The sequence below is a fragment of the Martelella sp. HB161492 genome, from assembly GCF_013184775.1.
In the GTDB taxonomy this organism is placed as follows: Bacteria; Pseudomonadota; Alphaproteobacteria; order Rhizobiales; family Rhizobiaceae; genus Martelella.
Genome location: NZ_JAATVV010000007.1, coordinates 155,601 through 173,794 on the forward strand (window position 1 = coordinate 155,601; position 18,194 = coordinate 173,794).

11 protein-coding genes and 1 tRNA gene are annotated in these 18,194 nt (G+C 60.5%); 7 read left to right on the forward strand and 5 right to left on the reverse strand.

Features of this window, described 5'->3' with window-relative positions:
* Nucleotides 1–104 precede the first annotated feature (104 nt).
* From HCK86_RS13350 to HCK86_RS13370, 5 genes are all read left to right on the forward strand, one after another.
* Entirely contained in the window at nt 105–1,091 is a 987-nt protein-coding gene (locus HCK86_RS13350; protein ID WP_246739596.1) for a sialic acid TRAP transporter substrate-binding protein SiaP, read from the forward strand.
* A 6-nt stretch (nt 1,092–1,097) separates the two neighbouring features.
* The gene (locus HCK86_RS13355) at nt 1,098–1,604 is read left to right on the forward strand and encodes a TRAP transporter small permease (protein WP_176084978.1); all 507 of its coding nucleotides are present in this window, start codon (nt 1,098–1,100) and stop codon (nt 1,602–1,604) included.
* Between the two features lie 16 nt (nt 1,605–1,620).
* Complete coding sequence (locus HCK86_RS13360) at nt 1,621–2,925, forward strand: TRAP transporter large permease (RefSeq protein ID WP_176084979.1); 1,305 nt, start codon at nt 1,621–1,623, stop codon at nt 2,923–2,925.
* A 267-nt stretch (nt 2,926–3,192) separates the two neighbouring features.
* Nucleotides 3,193–3,267, forward strand: a tRNA-Gly gene (locus HCK86_RS13365).
* A 216-nt stretch (nt 3,268–3,483) separates the two neighbouring features.
* Nucleotides 3,484–4,407 (forward strand): ROK family protein, encoded by a 924-nt coding sequence (locus HCK86_RS13370; protein WP_176084980.1) that lies wholly within the window; start codon nt 3,484–3,486, stop codon nt 4,405–4,407.
* A 136-nt stretch (nt 4,408–4,543) separates the two neighbouring features.
* Here the strand turns inward: HCK86_RS13370 and HCK86_RS13375 are convergent, their stop codons facing one another.
* From HCK86_RS13375 to bcsN, 3 genes are all read right to left on the reverse strand, one after another.
* Nucleotides 4,544–6,868, reverse strand: coding sequence for a cellulose biosynthesis cyclic di-GMP-binding regulatory protein BcsB (locus HCK86_RS13375; protein WP_176084981.1), 2,325 nt, complete (start codon nt 6,866–6,868; stop codon nt 4,544–4,546).
* Nucleotides 6,868–9,039, reverse strand: a complete 2,172-nt coding sequence (gene bcsA, locus HCK86_RS13380; protein ID WP_176084982.1) for a UDP-forming cellulose synthase catalytic subunit — start codon at nt 9,037–9,039, stop codon at nt 6,868–6,870. The genes HCK86_RS13375 and bcsA overlap by 1 nt, the downstream gene beginning before the upstream one ends.
* A gap of 269 nt (nt 9,040–9,308) precedes the next feature.
* A complete protein-coding gene (gene bcsN / locus HCK86_RS13385) occupies nt 9,309–10,361 on the reverse strand; it encodes a cellulose biosynthesis protein BcsN (RefSeq protein ID WP_176084983.1) in 1,053 nt (350 codons plus the stop codon).
* 343 nt (nt 10,362–10,704) lie between these two features.
* Between bcsN and HCK86_RS13390 the strand changes: the two genes are divergently transcribed.
* Nucleotides 10,705–13,620, forward strand: a complete 2,916-nt coding sequence (locus HCK86_RS13390) for a hypothetical protein (protein WP_176084984.1) — start codon at nt 10,705–10,707, stop codon at nt 13,618–13,620.
* A gap of 254 nt (nt 13,621–13,874) precedes the next feature.
* On the opposite strand, the gene HCK86_RS13395 is transcribed toward HCK86_RS13390, so the two are convergent.
* Nucleotides 13,875–14,105 (reverse strand): DUF2093 domain-containing protein, encoded by a 231-nt coding sequence (locus HCK86_RS13395; protein WP_176084985.1) that lies wholly within the window; start codon nt 14,103–14,105, stop codon nt 13,875–13,877.
* Between the two features lie 26 nt (nt 14,106–14,131).
* Nucleotides 14,132–15,973 (reverse strand): DNA mismatch repair endonuclease MutL, encoded by a 1,842-nt coding sequence (mutL, locus tag HCK86_RS13400; RefSeq protein WP_176084986.1) that lies wholly within the window; start codon nt 15,971–15,973, stop codon nt 14,132–14,134.
* Between the two features lie 158 nt (nt 15,974–16,131).
* Here mutL and HCK86_RS13405 point away from each other — a divergent pair, with 158 nt between their 5' ends.
* Nucleotides 16,132–18,174, forward strand: coding sequence for an NADH:flavin oxidoreductase (locus tag HCK86_RS13405; RefSeq protein WP_176084987.1), 2,043 nt, complete (start codon nt 16,132–16,134; stop codon nt 18,172–18,174).
* Nucleotides 18,175–18,194: the final 20 nt, after the last annotated feature.

Genomic DNA, 18,194 nt, shown 5'->3' on the forward strand with positions numbered 1-18,194 from the left:
TACAATCAGTATTTACATCAGTCAAATTAGCCCGTAAAGTCCGTTTTATTCACCGGAATGGAGCTCTGAGGGATCCGGTGAAATGACTTTTGGGAGGAATTCAGTTGACCAAGCACCTTTTCGCGAAGGCTCTTCTTGCCACGACCTTGCTTGCCGGGCCGGCACTTGCCGCACCGATAGAAATGAAGATGACCGTTCCGTCGGTTCCCAGCGATGTACATACCAAGGCACTGCATGTCTTCAAGGACAAGCTGGATGCGGCCATGCCGGGCGTCTTCGATGTTCAGATCTATGATTCCGGTTCACTGTTCGGCCAGGGCGCCGATCTTGATGCGCTGCAGCGCGGCAATGCGGAAATGACCTATGTTTCCTATCAGCTGATTGCTGATGCACTGCCGCAATATGGCCTCCTGACCGCAGGCTATCTGTTCCAGAGCCCCGAACATTACCGCGCCTTTCTCGACAGCGATATCGGTGCGGAGTTCAAGCAGACCGTGTCCGATGAAATGGACATCACGCTTCTGGACGCCTGCTATCTCGGCACCCGCCAGCTGAACCTGCGCAAGAAGATGGACGTCAACACGCCGGATGACCTGAAGGGCGTGAAACTGCGCATGCCGAGTTCGGATGCGTGGCTGTTCCTCGGCCAGGCGCTTGGCGCCAACCCGACACCGCTGCCCTTCGGCGAAGTCTATCTCGGGCTGCAGACCGGCACGATCGATGCCCAGGACAATCCGCTTCCGACCGTCGAGGCTGCCAAGTTCTACGAAGTGACCGAGCAGATCACCCTGACCTCGCATCTCGTCGATGCCATCAATTTTGCCGTTTCCAACACGTTCTGGAACGAGCTGGATGATGCGCAGAAGGGTGCTGTCACCGATGCAGCCAAGGCTGCCTGTGACTGGAACAATGCCGAGCGCGTGAAGATCGAGAGCGACCTCGTCTCCTTCTTCAAGGACAAGGGCCTTGCCGTGACCACACCCGATGTCGACGCGTTCCGCGCCCATGTCCAGGAAGCCTACAAGAATTCGCCCCGGGCGAAGGACTGGCCGGACGGCTGGATGGAAAAGATCAACCAGCTGGCCGAGTAACAGGCCATGCCCGCGCCATTTGATACCGGTGCCCTGCGAAAGTGGGGCACCTTTCTCAAAACCATCGCCGATGCGATCGGCGCCCTGTTCTTCCTGTCCGCATTCGCCGGCTTCATCATCCAGATTTTTTATCGTTATGTGATGAACCAGCCGCTGCTGTGGACCGAGGAATTCACCATGATCGCCTTCATCTGGGCGGTTTTCTGGGCGGCGGCCTTTTGTGTTCCGATCCGCGAACATGTGTCCTTCGATGTTGTCTATGACATCGTTCCGGCCCGCACGCAGCGTATCTTCACCATGATCTCCATGGTAGCACTGATTGCCGCCTTCGTGCTGCTGATCCCCTATACCTGGGACTATCTCGATTTCCTGACTCGCAAGAAGAGCTCGGTACTGCGCATCCCGATGAACCTCATCTATGGCTGCTACATGCTCTTCCTCGTCGGCTTCACCATCCAGGCCGTCTGGCGTCTCGTCCAGCTGTTCGGCCCGAAATGGCACGATCAGATCTGAGCGGAGGCGTTGGACAATGGCATTCTTTTCCGATCATGCTCTGATCATCATGCTGGCCATCATGGTCACGATCACGATCACCGGCCTGCCCTTCGGCATCGCCATGATCGTATCGAGCATTTTCTATCTCTTTCTCGCCCATCGCGATGTCGGGCTTGCGGCCGAAAACGTGCTCAACGGCGTGTTCGGCAATTTCGTCGCGCTCGCCGTGCCGCTGTTTATCTTTGCCGCCAACGTCATGAACGAGGGCAAGATATCCGACCGGCTGCTGGATTTCTCGCTCGCCGTGGTCGGGCGTCTTCCGGGCGGACTGGCGCAGGTCAATATCTTCACCAGCCTGATCTTTTCCGGCATGAGCGGCTCGGCGATTTCCGATGCAGCCGGCGTCGGCAAGATCATCACCGACATGATGATGAAGGAGAACCGCTATCCGCGCGGCTTTGCCGGGGCGCTGACAGCGGCCTCCGCCGTCGTCGGGCCGATCTTCCCGCCATCGATCCCGATGGTGTTCTACGCGCTGATCTCGTCGACCTCGGTCGGCGTGCTGTTCCTCGGCGGCGTCGTTCCGGCCCTGCTGATGTGCACCGTCATGGCCATCGCCGTTGCCATCATGGCCAAGATCCGCGGCTTTCCCGTTGAAGAGGCCGTGCCGCTCAGAATGCTGCCGGTCGTCATCATTCGCGCCTTTCCCGCGCTTTTGATGCCGATCATCCTGCTTGGCGGCATCTATTCGGGCATCTTCACCCCGACCGAAGCCGCCGCAGTCTCAGCGCTTTATGCATTGTTGCTGGCATTCTTCGCCTATCGGGTTCTGGGTCTTGCAAGCTTCTGGCGGGTGGTGGTCTCGACCGTCAAGACGACCGCTGTCGTCACCATGGTTCTGTGCGGCGCCTTCATCTTCAACTATGTCATCACCATCGAGCGCGTGCCGCAAATGGTGTTCGACACGGTGCAGAACTACCAGTTCGAACCCTGGCAGTTCCTGATGCTGCTCAACATCCTCTATCTGCTGCTCGGCTGCATTCTCGATGTCTCGACCATCATGCTGGTGGTGACGCCGCTGTTCATTCCGACGGCGGCCGCCCTTGGCATCGACCTCAATCACCTGGGCGTCGTTCTGGTGTTCAACATGATGATCGGGCTGATCACGCCGCCCTATGGCATCCTGCTGTTCATCATCAAGGCGCTGAACGGCATCCCGCTTGCGGAGATGATTCGCGAGACATGGTTCTTCATGGCAATCCTGATTTCCATGCTTCTGGCGCTCACCTTCATTCCGGGTCTGGTGCTCTGGCTGCCGCGTGCGGCGGGCATGCTATAAGCCTGGGGCACGCAGCTTATTTCAACATGACGCAGCCAAGGGCCGGTCACCACCTGACCGGCCCTTGGGCTGTCAAAGCCGGATGGCGCAAAAGGCCTCAAGAGGAAAATTCCTTAAAAACAAAGGCTTTACGCCCTTTTTGAAAAAAAGACGAAAAATCCGTCATTTCCCTGTTGCATTTAAAATCGGCTTAGGCCATATACGCCTTCGTCGCCGCCGCGGTGGTGACCACCGGCCACTGACTACCCCCGGCCGGGTGCAAGATGAGCGGGTGTAGCTCAGGGGTAGAGCACAACCTTGCCAAGGTTGGGGTCGAGGGTTCGAATCCCTTCGCCCGCTCCAGTTTCTCTTCAGAACAGTCCGTTGAATTGAGAAGACAGCGCGTTCTGGTGACGCTTGCCGCGCCGTGTCTCGGCACAGCAGCAGATTGCAGCGCTGAAATCCCCATTACCAATTCGCATCATTTTGCTCTAAACACATTGGCAATGCGTAAGCCCGAAACATAAGGGATATGCATCCATTTCGATGCCCGCGATCATGTAGAAAGAGACAACGCCAATGCCCTCCAACATTCTCTGTTTCGATATTGGCGGAACCTCGATTCGTGCGGGCCATTCATGCGCCATGGGCGAACTGACTTTCCTGGAGCGCATTGCCACCCCCACCCACGACCATGAGGCGTTCATCGCAGCCCTTTCCGCCTATGTCGGACGGCTGGAAGAGAAGCCCGCCCGGATCGCGGTTTCGCTTGCAGGCGTGGTTGATCCGAAGACCGGCGGGCTGATCGTCGCCAATATTCCGGCCATTCACGGCACCGATCTGGCACAGGATCTGGCGGCGGCCACCGGCATTGCCGTCACCATCGCCAATGATGCCGATTGCTTTGCCATGGCCGAAGCGGTGGCCGGCTCCGGCGCTGGCCACGATATCGTCTTCGGCATTATTCTGGGAACCGGTGTCGGCGGCGGGCTGGTCTCCGGCGAAAGGCTGATCAATCGCAACGGCGGCTTTGCCGGTGAATGGGGCCATGGTCCTGTTGCCGCGCAGATTGCCGGAACGCCGCCGCGGGCGGTGCCGCGTTTTGCCTGCGGCTGCGGCCAGACCGGCTGCCTCGACACCGCCGTCAGCGCCCGTGGCATGGAGCGGATCGACCGGCTCAACGGCGGCGATGAACGAACGGCAGAAGCCATTCTGACGGCGTGGCGCGCCGGCGAGGCCAGGGCCGTCGACACGCTCTCGGTCTATCTCGATCTCATCGCCGGGCCGCTGGCCATGGTCGTGAATATGACGGGAGCATCGATTGTTCCTGCCGGCGGCGGGCTTGCGCGCGCGCATGACCTGGTCGCGGCGATCGACCGCGCAGTGCGTCCGCTGACGCTTGCCCAGCCTGTCACACCCCTGGTGGTACCGGCCCTGAGCGGCAGCGAGCCCGGCCTTCTGGGCGCAGCCATTCTCGGCCATCAGGCGCTGGAACAGGCCTGATACCAAGGATCACGGATCAGCGCTCATAAGAGGCGCACGCAGCGACAAACAGCAACAGGCCCTCGCAGCGCGAGGGCCTGTTGCTGTTTGTCAGGAGAACCCGATCGCCGGCATCGCATGATGCCGGCCCGGCAGATCAGTCGTCATAGCGCCCGAAGAGCGTCAGCATCGCCTTGGTGGCAAGGCCCAGAAGAATGGTGCCGATGACCAGCGCCAGCGAGAACGACATGGTGTTGGTCGAGAACCAGTTGGTGATGACGAGGCGGATGTTGCGGATCGAGAACGGCGTATCGAAAATGAAATCCGTCGATCCTGCGGCGATATTGTCGATCACCCCGGTATTGCGGTTAAAGGTGGTGATCCGCCCCTGCACCGCATCCCAGTGCTGACGCTTGGTGAGCGATGTCATGCCATAGTTGAGGTTTTCGGGTGTCGGCGCGGCAACCAGCGTCCAGGCGCCGTTGCCATCGGGGCTTGGCTCCTGCGCAATCATCATGGAAACCGAATTGGGCGGCAGATAGTCGCTGTCCGGGCTGGGCAGGAAGCGCAGCGTATCAAAGGACAGGTCGTAATTTCGCTTGAGATATTTCTCCACCTCGAAGATCCAGTTGTACCAGCCGGCCGTGACCGCCTCGTCCCATTGCTCGATTGTCGTGGTCGGGCCTTCGTTGGTATTGGCTTCACCGCCCGATTGCTGCGTCCACGTGCTGCGGCTCGTCTGAGAGATCTTCACCTGACGCAGTGCCTCGGCCGGGATCTGGCCGATACTGCCAAGAAACAGCGCATCGCCCTCACCGATATCATCCATTGACTGGACCACATCGACCGGGATCTGCTGACGGGCAGAATTGGCGAGCTTGCCGATGAAACCGGATGCGGCCGACAGCGAATCCGAATTCAGCGAGTCGATGTAGAAGGGCACGCGGCTTGTCTGGTTCGAATAGGGAAAGGCCGTGCCGCTGGTGGCCCAAAGATCCGGCACCTGCGCCACACGGCCGAAATTCGGCATCTCGAATTCCGATGTATCAAACAAGGCAAAGCGCGGCGTGGCATTGTTGGTCGCACCTGGCAGGCATTCTGCGTCGGCCTTGGTCAGAAGTGCCGCTTCGATGACGACCTTGTTCACACCCGGCTTGAACTGACGCATGGTGAAGGTGATCGGGTTGCGGCGCAGAACGGCACCGTTGACCGTGCTGATCGGCCAGGTCGCCGCCAGCTGGTCATTGACATAGATATGAATGCGGCTCCCCGGCAGCACCTCGGGCGAATAGGCCGCATCCAGCAGAAGCCGGGCCTCGCCATAGGCATTGGCATAGAAATCTGCCGGCAGGCCAATCGAAAACTCGGTGCGGAAGGAACGCCCGGAAAACTCCTGCGTCGGAATGCCGAGCTGCTCGAAGGACAGGCTGCGCTTGCCGGTCAGAAGCTGGGTATCCTGCTTGCGCCAGGAGTGGGTCGAGAAGGCCTCATCCTTGACCGCAGCCGTCTGGGCGGCCGGACGGGTGATGCCGTCGACCAGCGGACCGATCAGCTGCCACGATGGCGCCATCAGCACGAGAACGCTCTGGCCGAGCTTGTTGGTGGCAATGAAGCGCGCCGTCTGCGTCGTGCCGATCGCCGGAAGCGCATCGCCAAGCAACGGCCGAAGCTCGGTGGGCGTGCCGACATAAACCGGCAGGACCCCGGAGGCGAATTTTTCCGGCTCCGATTTCGAATAGGTGAAATAGGTATTGGGCATGTCGGCGAGAAGCGCCAGGCCCTGCGACAGCTCAAGCAGCGGGTTTGCCGCAATCGGCTGGTCGAGCCCCGGCACGACCAGGTGGAACTGGGTCCGCCCGGTGGCATCGACACCGACGCCGCGAATATCCTCCGTCTTCGACAAGAGCGCCGCCGAAGCATCGGAGAACATGATGAAGGTGCGTTCCTGATCGATCTGAGTCCACAGATCATAGGTCGAATCGAGACTGCAATCGGTACGGTGACGCTGCTTCGCCTTGAAGGAAACCAGATTATAGCCCGGCTTCAGCACGTCCGGCGGAATGTCGTAACGCCGGTCGGCCTCGTTTTCCGAAGCGGTCAGCGGCGGCTTGGCAATGACGACATTATTGATGGAGATCGTGAATTCCGAGAATTCCGGCGCGATGAAGATCGAATTCTGATAGCCGACATTGAGTGTCGCGGTCGATCGCGATTGCGCATCGGTCAGATAGACCGACCAGGTGTCATCGACGATTTCACCTTCCATGCGCATCTCGTCTTCGGGAACGAGATAGCGGAAGAAGGGCAGCGTCGCCTTGCTGGCAAGGCTGTCCACCACACCGCCATCGCCTTCTTGCTTTTGCTGGCTCGGCGGCGGGCCGCTCCCGTCGCTTCCCATGCTGAAGGGGGCTGGCTGCTGCGCGGCAGCAAGACCCGGCACGATCAGCAGTGCGAACAGGAAAAACAGTGTCTTCGTCTTCATCACTTGCCTGCCCCACCGGTGTTTGACTGATATTTTCCGATGAAATAGCTCAGCCCGCGTCCCATCTGCTGAATCGACGTCTTGATGAACCAGAACGTGCCGCCAAGCGTGCCCGGATCATTCTTGCGCGCCTGCAGGAGCTGCTGCCAGCGTTCGGAATTGGCATACATGAGATCGGACACCATCGTATAGTGCAGGCTGTTGGTCGGCGCATAGCGACAGCCAACCATGGCCAGTTCGCCAAGCGAGCGGGCATGACGCAGCGTCACCGGAATGGCCCCCTGGTCGCCGCCGCGATGCGGTTCGACGCGCAGCAGCGCTTCCGTTCCCGGCCGCAGCCGGTCGAGATCACGCACCTGAACCTGAAGTCCGGCGCCATCGGAGGACACGTCCTCGATCGTTCCGCGATAGACATTGTCGCCGATCACCAGCTCGCAGCGGCGCGACATCTTGATGCGGCGCGCTTTCTGGCGCTCGCCGGCTTCCGACACGACGCCAAGCGCCGCAGCCGTCAGGAACAGGTTGAGGAAGTTCCAGCCGCCCACAACCCAGGTCACGCCGGCAAGATAGGGCTCGGTATAAAGCCGGTAGGCCATCATCACCATGGCTGCGACGAAGATGAAGAAGATAACGAAGAAGGGACGTGAGATTTCCGACAGACGGCTGTGCTCGATCGATTCATCCTTCGCCGTCACCTTGAAGGAGGGCTTGCGCGGATTGATGATCGCCGACACCACCGCCGGCATCAGATGGATGGTCTGAACATATTCATACAGTTCGGAAATCCAGGGCCAGCGGAACTGTCCGAACAGATAGTTCTGCGTCAGGATGTTCACCACCAGATATGACAGCGTATAGGCCAGGAATTCACCACCCGACGCATTGAAAACCTGCAGGCCGAAGAACAGGTAGAACAGCGGCGCAATCATGAAGGACGCGCGCGCAAAGGGGAACAGCCAGAACAGGTTCGAGGACATGTAGCAAAGCCGTTGCGGCAGCGACAGCCCGCGCAAGAGAAGCGGGAACTTGAAGCGCAGGATCTGCATCATGCCCTGGGCCCAGCGGCTGCGCTGTCCGATGAAGGAGGAGAAGGTCGCCGGCTGCAGGCCGGCAATCAGTGGCCGGTCGACATAGACCGAGTTCCAGCCCTGGGCATGGAGCGAAACGGCGGTTTCGCAGTCCTCGGTAATCGACACACCGGAGAAGCCGTTCACCGAATTCAGCGCCTTTCGCGACAGGACAGCAGCCGAGCCGCAGAAGAAGGACGCATTCCATTTATCGAGACCGCGCTGAATGATGCCGTAGAACATTTCGTTCTCGCTCGGCATCAGCTCATAGGTGCGCAGATTGCGCTCCAGCGGGTCGGGATTGATGAAGAAGTGCGGCGTCTGCACCAGGAAGAGCTTCTCGTCTTCCATGAAGTAGCCGACCGTCTCCTGAAGAAAGTCATTGGCTGGCGCATGGTCGGCGTCAAACACGACGATCAGATCACCATTGGTGTACTGAAGCGCGTGGTTCATGTTGCCGGCCTTGGCATGCTCGTTGCGCGGGCGGGTAATGTAGCCAACCCCCAGTTCGGCGCAAAGCTGGCGCAGTTCCTTGTATCGGGTCTGGGCGAGCGAAGCCTCAACCAGGTTCTTCGAGTTGCGCTTCTGCTCCGTGCCACCATCGTCGAGAAGATAGACCTTCAGCTTGTCCGACGGATAATCCATCGCCTTTGCTGCGGCCAGCGTATTGGCGAGCAGCTGGAAGTCCTCGTTATAGGAGGGGACATAGACATCGACATAGGGAAGATCACCTTCCAGCTTGCCCCATCGCGGACGTACGGGCAGCGGCAATGCCACAACAAAAAGGCTGAGCCCCAGCATCATCACAGAGAACATTTCGGCGAGATAGAGGATCAGACCGGGAATGAAGTTCTGCAACTCGGTGATCGGCGGCAGGGTACTGGTGGTGCGCCAATAGACATAGCGCAGAACGATGGACGTGCCGAATGCCAGCGCGATCAGACGCCAGTTTCCTTCCGCATGCATCTGCTTCAGGACCGTCATCACCGCGACGGCGACAACGCTGACGACGATCTGCGTGCGCAGATCAATCGGCAATGTGACGAGTCCCAGAACGAGAATCGATGCAAAAATCCAGAAAATCAGGATTCCAGCCTTGCGCATGTGGTCGAACCTTTCTCGGAAACAGCTCTGCTGCTATTTCGCCGAGCCTGAGCGAGAAAGCTGAAGAATTACTTTCAAGCCCGGACTTTTTCTGATGTCAGACTGCTTTTCCTGCCGGACAATATCTGCTCCGCCCCTTAGAATTCAGTACTTGTGAAGCGGCAGCATAGCAAGATCATCTTTGCCACTGGGAAGCCGGACGGTTTGCAGATATTGCCGCTCTCCCGCCTTCCCTGTCATGGCCATGCATTCATCAGCGACCCGTATCATCAATTACACGTAACAGTCGTTGAACCGGGCAGAAGCCGGCAGGGCGGTCCGGGAATGGAGCCGGTTCCTGCCTGTGCTGCCGATGTCGCCGTGCTGGCCGGTGCACCGGCGGTCGCTGCCGGGATCTGGCGCTGAGGCGCCGGAATCGTGCTGGCCGGCGCGATGGCAGCAGCCGGCGCGGCCACCGGCGAAACCGCAGGCGCACTGGTGACGACGGCACCCGCCGGCTGATCAATGATCGTGACGTTCTGAGCGTTGCTGACCGGCGCGGCGGTGCTTACCGTCCTTGTCGTCGATGGCGTGCTGCGCCGGACCGTTGATGCCGGCAGAACCGTGCTCGTCTTGGCCAGATTGTCCTTGCGATCGTCATAGACCTGCTTCGGATAGGTCGGGGCGCCCGTCTTGCCAAGAAGCGGCGGCGGCGGATTGGCATCGCCATAGGGGTTCCAGCCAAAGGCCTCGACCGCACCGTTGATGGTATAGCCATACATGATGCCAAGCAGATCATCCTCGCTGGCGCCGGTCTCGCAGAAGCGCACCCTGATCTGGATCGTTCCCGCCTGACCGAAGGCATCGCGGGTGTCGCGGCCCGGACGGATCTGCTGCCAGCCATACATGCAAAGGTCATTGCCGCGGCCATAGCCAAAGGCATAGCCAAAGGGACCGTAATTGTTCTGCACATAATAGGGTGACTGCTTCATCACGACGCCAGGAATTTCCTGCCGCATCGTCTCGGCGAGATTTGTCTCGTTGACCGAGTGATAGGCCAGCGACTGACCGTTCAGCGGTGAATAGTTCGCAACACCGAAGAATTGAGTCTGAATATAGTTCTGTCCCTGCGTGCGGGCATTGGTCACCAGCAGGATACGCTGCTGCAGCGCGTTGGAATATTGATGCTCAAGAACCGAAATGATGGCCGGGCCACCGGGCGGCGGCATGACCAGCGCATCTTCCGGCAGCGCTGTGCGGACAGCGGAACCATAGGGCATGACCGGACCGGCACAGGCCGTAAGCAAAAGGCCGAGACCAGCGATTGCGACGCCTGCAAGCAAGCCTGCTCCCTTACTTCCGGCTTTCGATTGTCTCATTGCTCGGCTCACCCTGTTGCGCAGTTTCCTGCTCATTCTTGTCGCCGCCAGAATTTTCACATTTTGGTAAAGAAAGCACTAACATGCGGTGCAACTAACGTTTCAGACCGCATAAATCCCGTAGAACAATGCTACAGACATGGCATTTTAGCGCATCCCTATGTTGTAATTCTGCTATTTTATACTTTCTTAAGGACAATATGGCTCTTGTTAGGCGAGGAAGCGCGCGTCGAGGCGCTGACGACAAAACAGCTCTTGGGCAGGTGGCGCGTGCCGGACCTGCCCGGAAAGCCGGAGTATCTGAGTTATGAAACTGGCCTATATTGCGCTCACGGCGGCGGGTATCGCAGTGATTGGTGCAATCAGCATACACGGGACCAACCGGAATGCTGCCGAAAAGGCGGCTCAGCCGGTGACTGTGTCCGATTTCGACCAGGCCTATGATCAGATGCTGCGCGACCCGCCGCAGCAGGCTGGCACTGGCACCAGCGCCGATAGCAGCGATCCGAGTTTTTCCGGTCTGAACCAGGCGCAGGCGCAGTCAGACAGTCAGGATCTGCGCAATCTTCCCGAAAGCGAACAGGGCAAGAGCGGGAGTGATGCCACCCAGATTACCCGCGCGCCGACCCCCGCCGCTGCAACCGACGCGACCCCGGCAGGGCCCAGCGTCGATGAAAGCGCGCTACGCTATTTTGCCCAGCAGGGCGATCTTGAAAGGCTGCAGGCGGAAATCTCGCGCCTGCGGGCGCTTTATCCCAACTGGACGCCGCCGGCCAATCCGCTCGCGGTTCAGGATAATAGCGACAACCAGCTGCAGGCCATGTGGCAGGCTTACGCCGAAGGCCGCTATCAGGATGTCCACGACATGATCACCGAGCGACAGCAGCGCGAACCCGGCTGGGTACCGCCGGCCGATCTCACCGATCGCCTGTTCATCGCCGAGACCCGCCGCAACCTGCTCGCCGCCGCCAAGGATCAGGATTATGCCAAGGTCATCGATCTGGCCTCGCAGGCTCCGAGCCTTCTGACCTGCGCGGAGGTGAACGTCATGTGGCAGGTGGCCGAGGCCTTTGCCAAGACGGACAAGATCAGCCGCGCCGATGATGCCTATACCTATATTCTCACCAATTGCGAAAAGCCCGAAGAGCGCTACGCGACAATGCAGAAAGCCATGTCGCTTCTGCCCTATGACGATGTCGTCAAGCTTTTCGCACTGGAACGGACCGGTGATGACGGCAAGCCCGAATTCGAGGATCTGCGCAACCAGCTGCTGCGCGACCGCTTTGCCGAGGCTGGCAAGGACGCCAATATCGTCATTGCGCCCGATGATCTGGCACGCATGCAGAAACTGGCCGACGACAGCAAGAGCGCCGATGATTCCCAGCTTCTCGCCTGGTATTTCCTTATCCGCGGCTCCGACGAGGCGGCGGAGGAATGGTTCCGCAAGGCTCGGGACGAAGGCGACAGCGCCACGATCTCGCAGGGTCTCGCACTGCTTCTGATCAAGCAGAACAAGTCCGACGAGGCCGAAGCGGTGATGTATCCCTGGCGCAACAGCTCAGACGAGGCCAAGGACACCTATCTCAACGCCGTGGTCAACATGCTCGGCCGCACACCGCGCGTCGCCTATTCCGACGAGGTGCTGAAGCGCATGGCCGACGTTGTGACGGAGACCAAGAGCGTTACGGCAGCCGAACAGTTCGGCTGGTATTCCAACAATTTCAAGCAGTGGATGACCGGGCTTCAGTGGTTTGAGGCCGGGCTGTCCTGGGAGCCCTGGCAGGAACCGCTCGCCTATGGCGTGACGATAACGCTGAACGAGCTGGGCTACAGACCCGGTGTCTATCAGATGCAGCGCATATGGGCCCCCTATTCCGAGCGTATCGCCTGGCTCAACGACCCGAATGCGCCGGTCAACAGTCTCGACAATCTTCTGGCAACCGTTTTCCGCCTGACCACGGTGAAGCTGGCCAATGGCAAGACCTCGGTCTCCGCCGTGCCGATCGCCGAGGTCAATCTGGCAACGGGTGAGCAGAAGCCGATTGGTGCGGCCGCCATGTCCGTGACCGGCGATGCCACACCCGGTGTCGCCCTGACGGCACCGGTCAACGCCCCCGGGGCGGCTGGCACCGGCGATGCTGCCGACAATAGCCAGGCGGCGAACTATGTGCCGGACTATTACAAATATTACTATGGCCAGACGACAACCGGCGTTGACACCCACGGGCTGATGGTACCGACCGGCAACCAGCCTGCCCTGCAGAACCTGCCATCGCTGAACGGCCAGTCGATCCCGAAATCGATGATCGCGACCGACCAGGTGACCGGCGAGGAAACGGTGACCATCCTCAACACCGACCTGTTGCTGAACACCAATCCCTACAGGCCTTCGGCCCAGCAGGTGGCCGCCGCGCTCTATACCTATGGTCAGCCCTCCGACAAAACCGTTGTCTGGCGCTTTGATGATGCCGCATATCGCAATCGCGACTTCCTGCGCCAGTACAAGCTCGGCACCTACCAGCCGCAAACGGCAACCGAGACAACGACGCCCGTGACAACGACGCCGGTGGCAACGACGACCACCGCTGCCGCGCTTCCGGCCGGATCCGAGGTGACGATCGGTGCGGCAACGGTCACCCCCGTTGCGGCGACCACGACCACGCGCACCACCACCCGCAGCACCGCATCCGGTGCGACGAGCTCGGGAAGCTGCTGGAGCGGGCGCTCGCCCGGCAGCCTGTCTGCTTCGGCAGCCCTGACCCAGGGCTGGTGCCTGATGGACCTGCAGCGCCCGATGGAAGCAGTCCGCGCCTTCGAAGTGGCTCTCGGCTCGTCCTCATCGAAAACCCGTGAGGAAGCCGCCTATGGCCAGAGCCTCGCTTACATGCGCATGGGGCTGACCTCCAAGGCAGCCGCCGCCGCCTCCCAGACGCCGATGAGCGCCAAACGGCAGACCGATCTGCAGGTTCAGATCCTCACCGATCGTGCGGTCACGGCCTATAATGGCGGCCATTACCGCGATGCGCTGCTGATGCTCGATCAGCGTGACCAGCTGGCTCCGGCCGAAGATGGCCTGATGGTGATCCGCGGCTATGCCTATATGCAGCTGCAGCGCTACAACGACGCCTACAAGGTGTTTGAGGCGCTGGCCGAAAAGGGGAATACCACGGCGATGGACGGCCTGGCGCTGGCCCGCCAGCAGATGATGGGCAACGCAAACTAAGAAGGCGGCCGCATCTGGCCGCCCCAGTCTGTCGACAAAATCATTCAGATTGCCGGCGTGGGGCGGAATAGCCGCGCGGACGCGCGGCGGCTGGATGCCTGTTGACCAAGCACAGGCACAACGTCAGTAAAAGGGCGCGCGGTTTGTCAGCAATCTGAGGCGGCCGCATCGGGCAACCGCTTCCTCATCACCAATGCTGCTGTGTCGATCCGAACGGCGCCTGATCCGAGCCGGACCCTGGCGCCCGGCAACCCTTACTTCGCGGAAAGCGGCAGCGTTCCGGCGCGCTTTTCAGCCTCAAAAGCAACGGCCGCATCCACATAGGCCTCCTGTCGTGCAACGCTCCAGTAGCGCAGTTCCTCAAGCGGAATGCGCTGCCCGGTCACCGCGCAGACGACATGCGTTCCGGGAACGATCACCTCGAAATCGGCATCAAGATATTTGATGCGGGCTTCGCCCCGTCCGTTACCTTCGAGAATATTCAACGTAAAAACTCCATGACAGGGCGCCTTCAGCGCCCGAAAAGCCGCTCAATATCGGCCAGCTTCAGTTCTATATAGGTTGGCCTTCCGTGATTGCATTGTCCAGAACCCGGCGTGACTTCCATCTGACGCAGCAATGCATTCATCTCTTCCGGCCGCATCCGCCGGCCGGAGCGGACCGAACCATGGCAGGCCATGGTTGCCGCCACTGATTCAAGCCGCGCAGACAAACCGTCGGCAGTCTCCCACTCGCCTGCCTCTTCCGCAAGGGCTTGGATCAGCGCCGGTGCATCGACCTCCCCCAGCATGGCCGGGGTTTCGCGCACCGCAATCGCCCCCGGCCCGAAGCGTTCGAAGGCAAGGCCAAGCTGCTCCAGCGTATCGGAGAAGGGCATCAGCCGGTCGCAGTCTTCCTCCGGCAGGTCGATGATTTCAGGGATCAGCAGCACCTGCGAAGGAAGACGCCGGTCCTTCAGCGCCTTGCGCATGGCCTCATAGACCAGCCGCTCATGGGCGGCATGCTGATCGACAATCACCAGCCCGGTCTCGGTCTGGGCAATGATGTAATTTTCATGGATCTGGGCTCGCGCAGCGCCAAGCGGATGCCCTGTTGCGGCCTCCTCAGCCGTTGCCGGCTGCGGCTGGTCGGCACGTGCCGAAGGCTGATCAAAACCAGCAAGACCCGACTGGACGGAAGGCGTGCGCCAGGTCTGCGGCGCGGCGCGCCAGGTCGCCGGCTCCGGCGTTTCCTGGCGAAAGCCATCCGGCCGGTAGGGCGAGGTCGCCGGCGACCAGTTGGCATTTCTCGTCCTTTCGCCCTGCGCTGCGCCGAACCCCGGACGAAAGGCTCTGAGCATCTGATCGGCGCCGGTCGAGGATGCCCGGTCGCCATGGCTTGACAGACCCTCGCGGATTGCCCCGATCACCAGCCCGCGCACCAGGCCCGGATCGCGGAACCGCACATCGGCCTTGGCGGGGTGAACATTCACATCCACCAGCGCCGGATCGAGCGTGAACCACAGAACGGCGACGGGATAACGCCCCTTCGGCACCGTCTCGGCATAGGCCGCACGGATCGCGCCCATCAGCATCTTGTCCTGCACCGGGCGGCCATTGACGAAGGCATAGACATGGCCGGAATTGCCGCGGTTGAACGTCGGTACACCGGCATAACCCGAAAGCGCCACATCTTCGCGCAATGCATCGATGGCAATCGCATTGTCGGGAAAGTCCCGGCCCAGCACCTGGGCGATACGGGCCAGGCGGTCACCCCCCGTCGCCGGCAGTTCCAGCGTTGAGCGGTCAGACCCCGACAGCACGAAGCGCACCGCCGGAAAGGCCAGCGCCATGCGTTTGACGATCTCGGTAATCGCGCCTGCCTCGGCCCGCTCGCTCTTCAGAAACTTCAGCCGCGCCGGCGTTGCAAAGAACAGATCCCGGACTTCCACGATCGTCCCCGGATTGACCGCGGCAGGATGGGGCTCTTCCAGATGGCCGCCGGAAAGCGCCACGCGATAGCCTTCGCTCGCAGCCTTCAGACGGCTGGTGATCGACAGTTTCGCCACCGAACCGATCGATGGCAGCGCCTCGCCGCGAAAACCAAGCGTTCTGATATCGAAAAGATCGTCGGAAAGCTTCGATGTGCAATGACGGCGGATCGACAGAACCAGATCGTCCGGCCCCATGCCCGAACCGTTGTCGGTGACGCGCAGAAGCGACTTGCCGCCGCCTGCCGTGGCAATCTCGATCCGGCTCGCCCCCGCATCAAGGGCATTCTCGATCAGTTCCTTGGCGGCACTGGCCGGGCGTTCGATCACTTCGCCGGCAGCGATCTGATTGATCAGATTTTCGGAGAGTTGCTTGATGGCCATGACCTGTCTTAGTCGGATTTGCGCCTGAGGAAAATGCGCAGATGCGCCACTGTCCCCGTGTTTTTTTCCGATCACAGCCTATCGATGCAACTTAATGTTTGATGTCACCGACAGAATTGCGTTCTGTAATATATTCGATTGGGAAAAAGGGGGCCCGAATGAACGCAGATCCGTTGCTGCAGCCTTATCAACTCAAGCATCTGACCTTGAAGAACCGACTCATATCGACCGCGCATGAGCCGGCCTATGGAGAAAACGGACTGCCGACAGAAAGATACCGGCTCTATCACGCCGAAAAGGCGAAGGGCGGCGTTGCTCTTACCATGACGGCGGGTTCGGCAGTCGTCTCCCCCGATTCGCCGGCAGCCTTCGGCAATCTCCAGGCCTATCGCGATGAGATTGTCCCGTGGATGCGGCGGCTGGCATGGGATTGTCATGAACATGATTGTGCGGTCATGATTCAGCTCACCCATCTCGGACGCCGAACGAGCGGCTGGAATATGGGTGACTGGCTGCCCGTTCTGGCTGCATCTTCAGTGCGCGAGGCCGCCCATCGCAGTTTCCCGAAAGAGATGGAGGATTTCGATTTCACCCGCATCGCCGCCGATTACGCCGCGGCAGCCGAGCGCATGGCCGATGCCGGTCTCGACGGGATCGAAATCGAGGCCTATGGCCATCTGCTTGACGGGTTCTGGTCGCCGGCCACCAATTTGCGTGATGACCAATATGGCGGAGCGCTGGAAAACCGGTTGCGCTTCACGTTCGAAGTGCTGGAGGCTGTGCGCCGCGCCGTCGGCGATGAATTCATTGTCGGCCTGCGCCTGGTCGCCGACGAGAATATGAAAAACGGCATCTCCCGCGATGAGGGACTGGATATCTGTCGCCGTTTCATCGCCAGCGGCAAGGTCGATTTCCTGAACCTGATCCGCGGTCATATCGACCATGATGCACCGCTGACCGATGTCATTCCGATTCAGGGCATGGCATCGGCGCCGCATCTCGATTTTGCCGGGGAAATCCGCAAGGCGACCGGTTTCCCGATATTCCATGCCGCCAGGATCGGCGATGTCGCCACCGCCCGCCACGCCATCGCCGAAGGCCGGCTGGACATGGTCGGAATGACACGCGCCATGATTGCCGATCCGCATGTCGTCCGCAAAATAGAGATGAAGGACGAACACCGCATACGCCCCTGTGTCGGCGCCACCTACTGCCTGGATCGTATCTACGAAGGCGGCGAAGCGCTCTGCATTCACAATGCTGCAACAGGACGGGAGGCGCTGATGCCACACGATATTTCCCCCGCTTTCCGCAAGAAAAAGGCGGTGGTCGTCGGCGCCGGGCCCGCCGGGCTGGAGGCCGCGCGGGTGCTGGCCGAACGCGGCCACAAGGTGTGCGTGTTGGAGGCCATGAATGCTGCCGGCGGCCAGATCAATCTGCTGGTGCGCAATCCGCGCCGCCGTGAAATGATCGGCATCATCGACTGGCGGCTGGCCGAACTGGACCGCCTCGGCGTTCAGATCCGGTTCGACTGCTATGCCGAGGACTATGATGTTCTGGCCGAGCGCCCCGATATCGTCGTGATCGCCACCGGCGGCGTGTCGCAGCTGCCGCCGCTGGAAAGCGGCGAGGATCTCGTCGTCTCGAGCTGGGAAATCCTCGGCAACACGGTGAAAATCAACGGTCCGGTTCTGCTTTACGACGATCATGGCGGCCATCAGGGCCTGACGGCGGCGGAGGTGATCGCGCGCACGGGCACCAAGCTCGAGATCGTCACGCCGGAACGCTTCTTCGCCCCCGATGTCGGCAGCATGAACCATGTGCCCTATGCCAGGGTCTTTGCCGAACACAAGGTCACCCTGACCATTAACCAGCGGCTGAAGGCGGTGCGCCGCAAGGGCAATGGGCTTGAGGCCGTGCTGGTTTCCGATTTTGCCCCCGGTGTGGAACAGACGCGCGACGTCGCCATGGTGGTTGCCGAATACGGAACCATGGCGATGCAGGACCTTTATTTCCAGCTGAAGCCGCTGTCGCGCAATCTCGGCGAAGTGGATTACCGCGCGCTGATCGGGCGCCGGCCCTTCCTGCCGGAAACCAATGTCAACGGCCAGTTCGACCTGATCCGCATCGGCGATGCCGTCCATGCCCGCAATATCCATGCCGCCATTTATGACGCGCTTCGCTATTGTGCGATGCTCTGATCGGCTGCCGCGCCGGGACG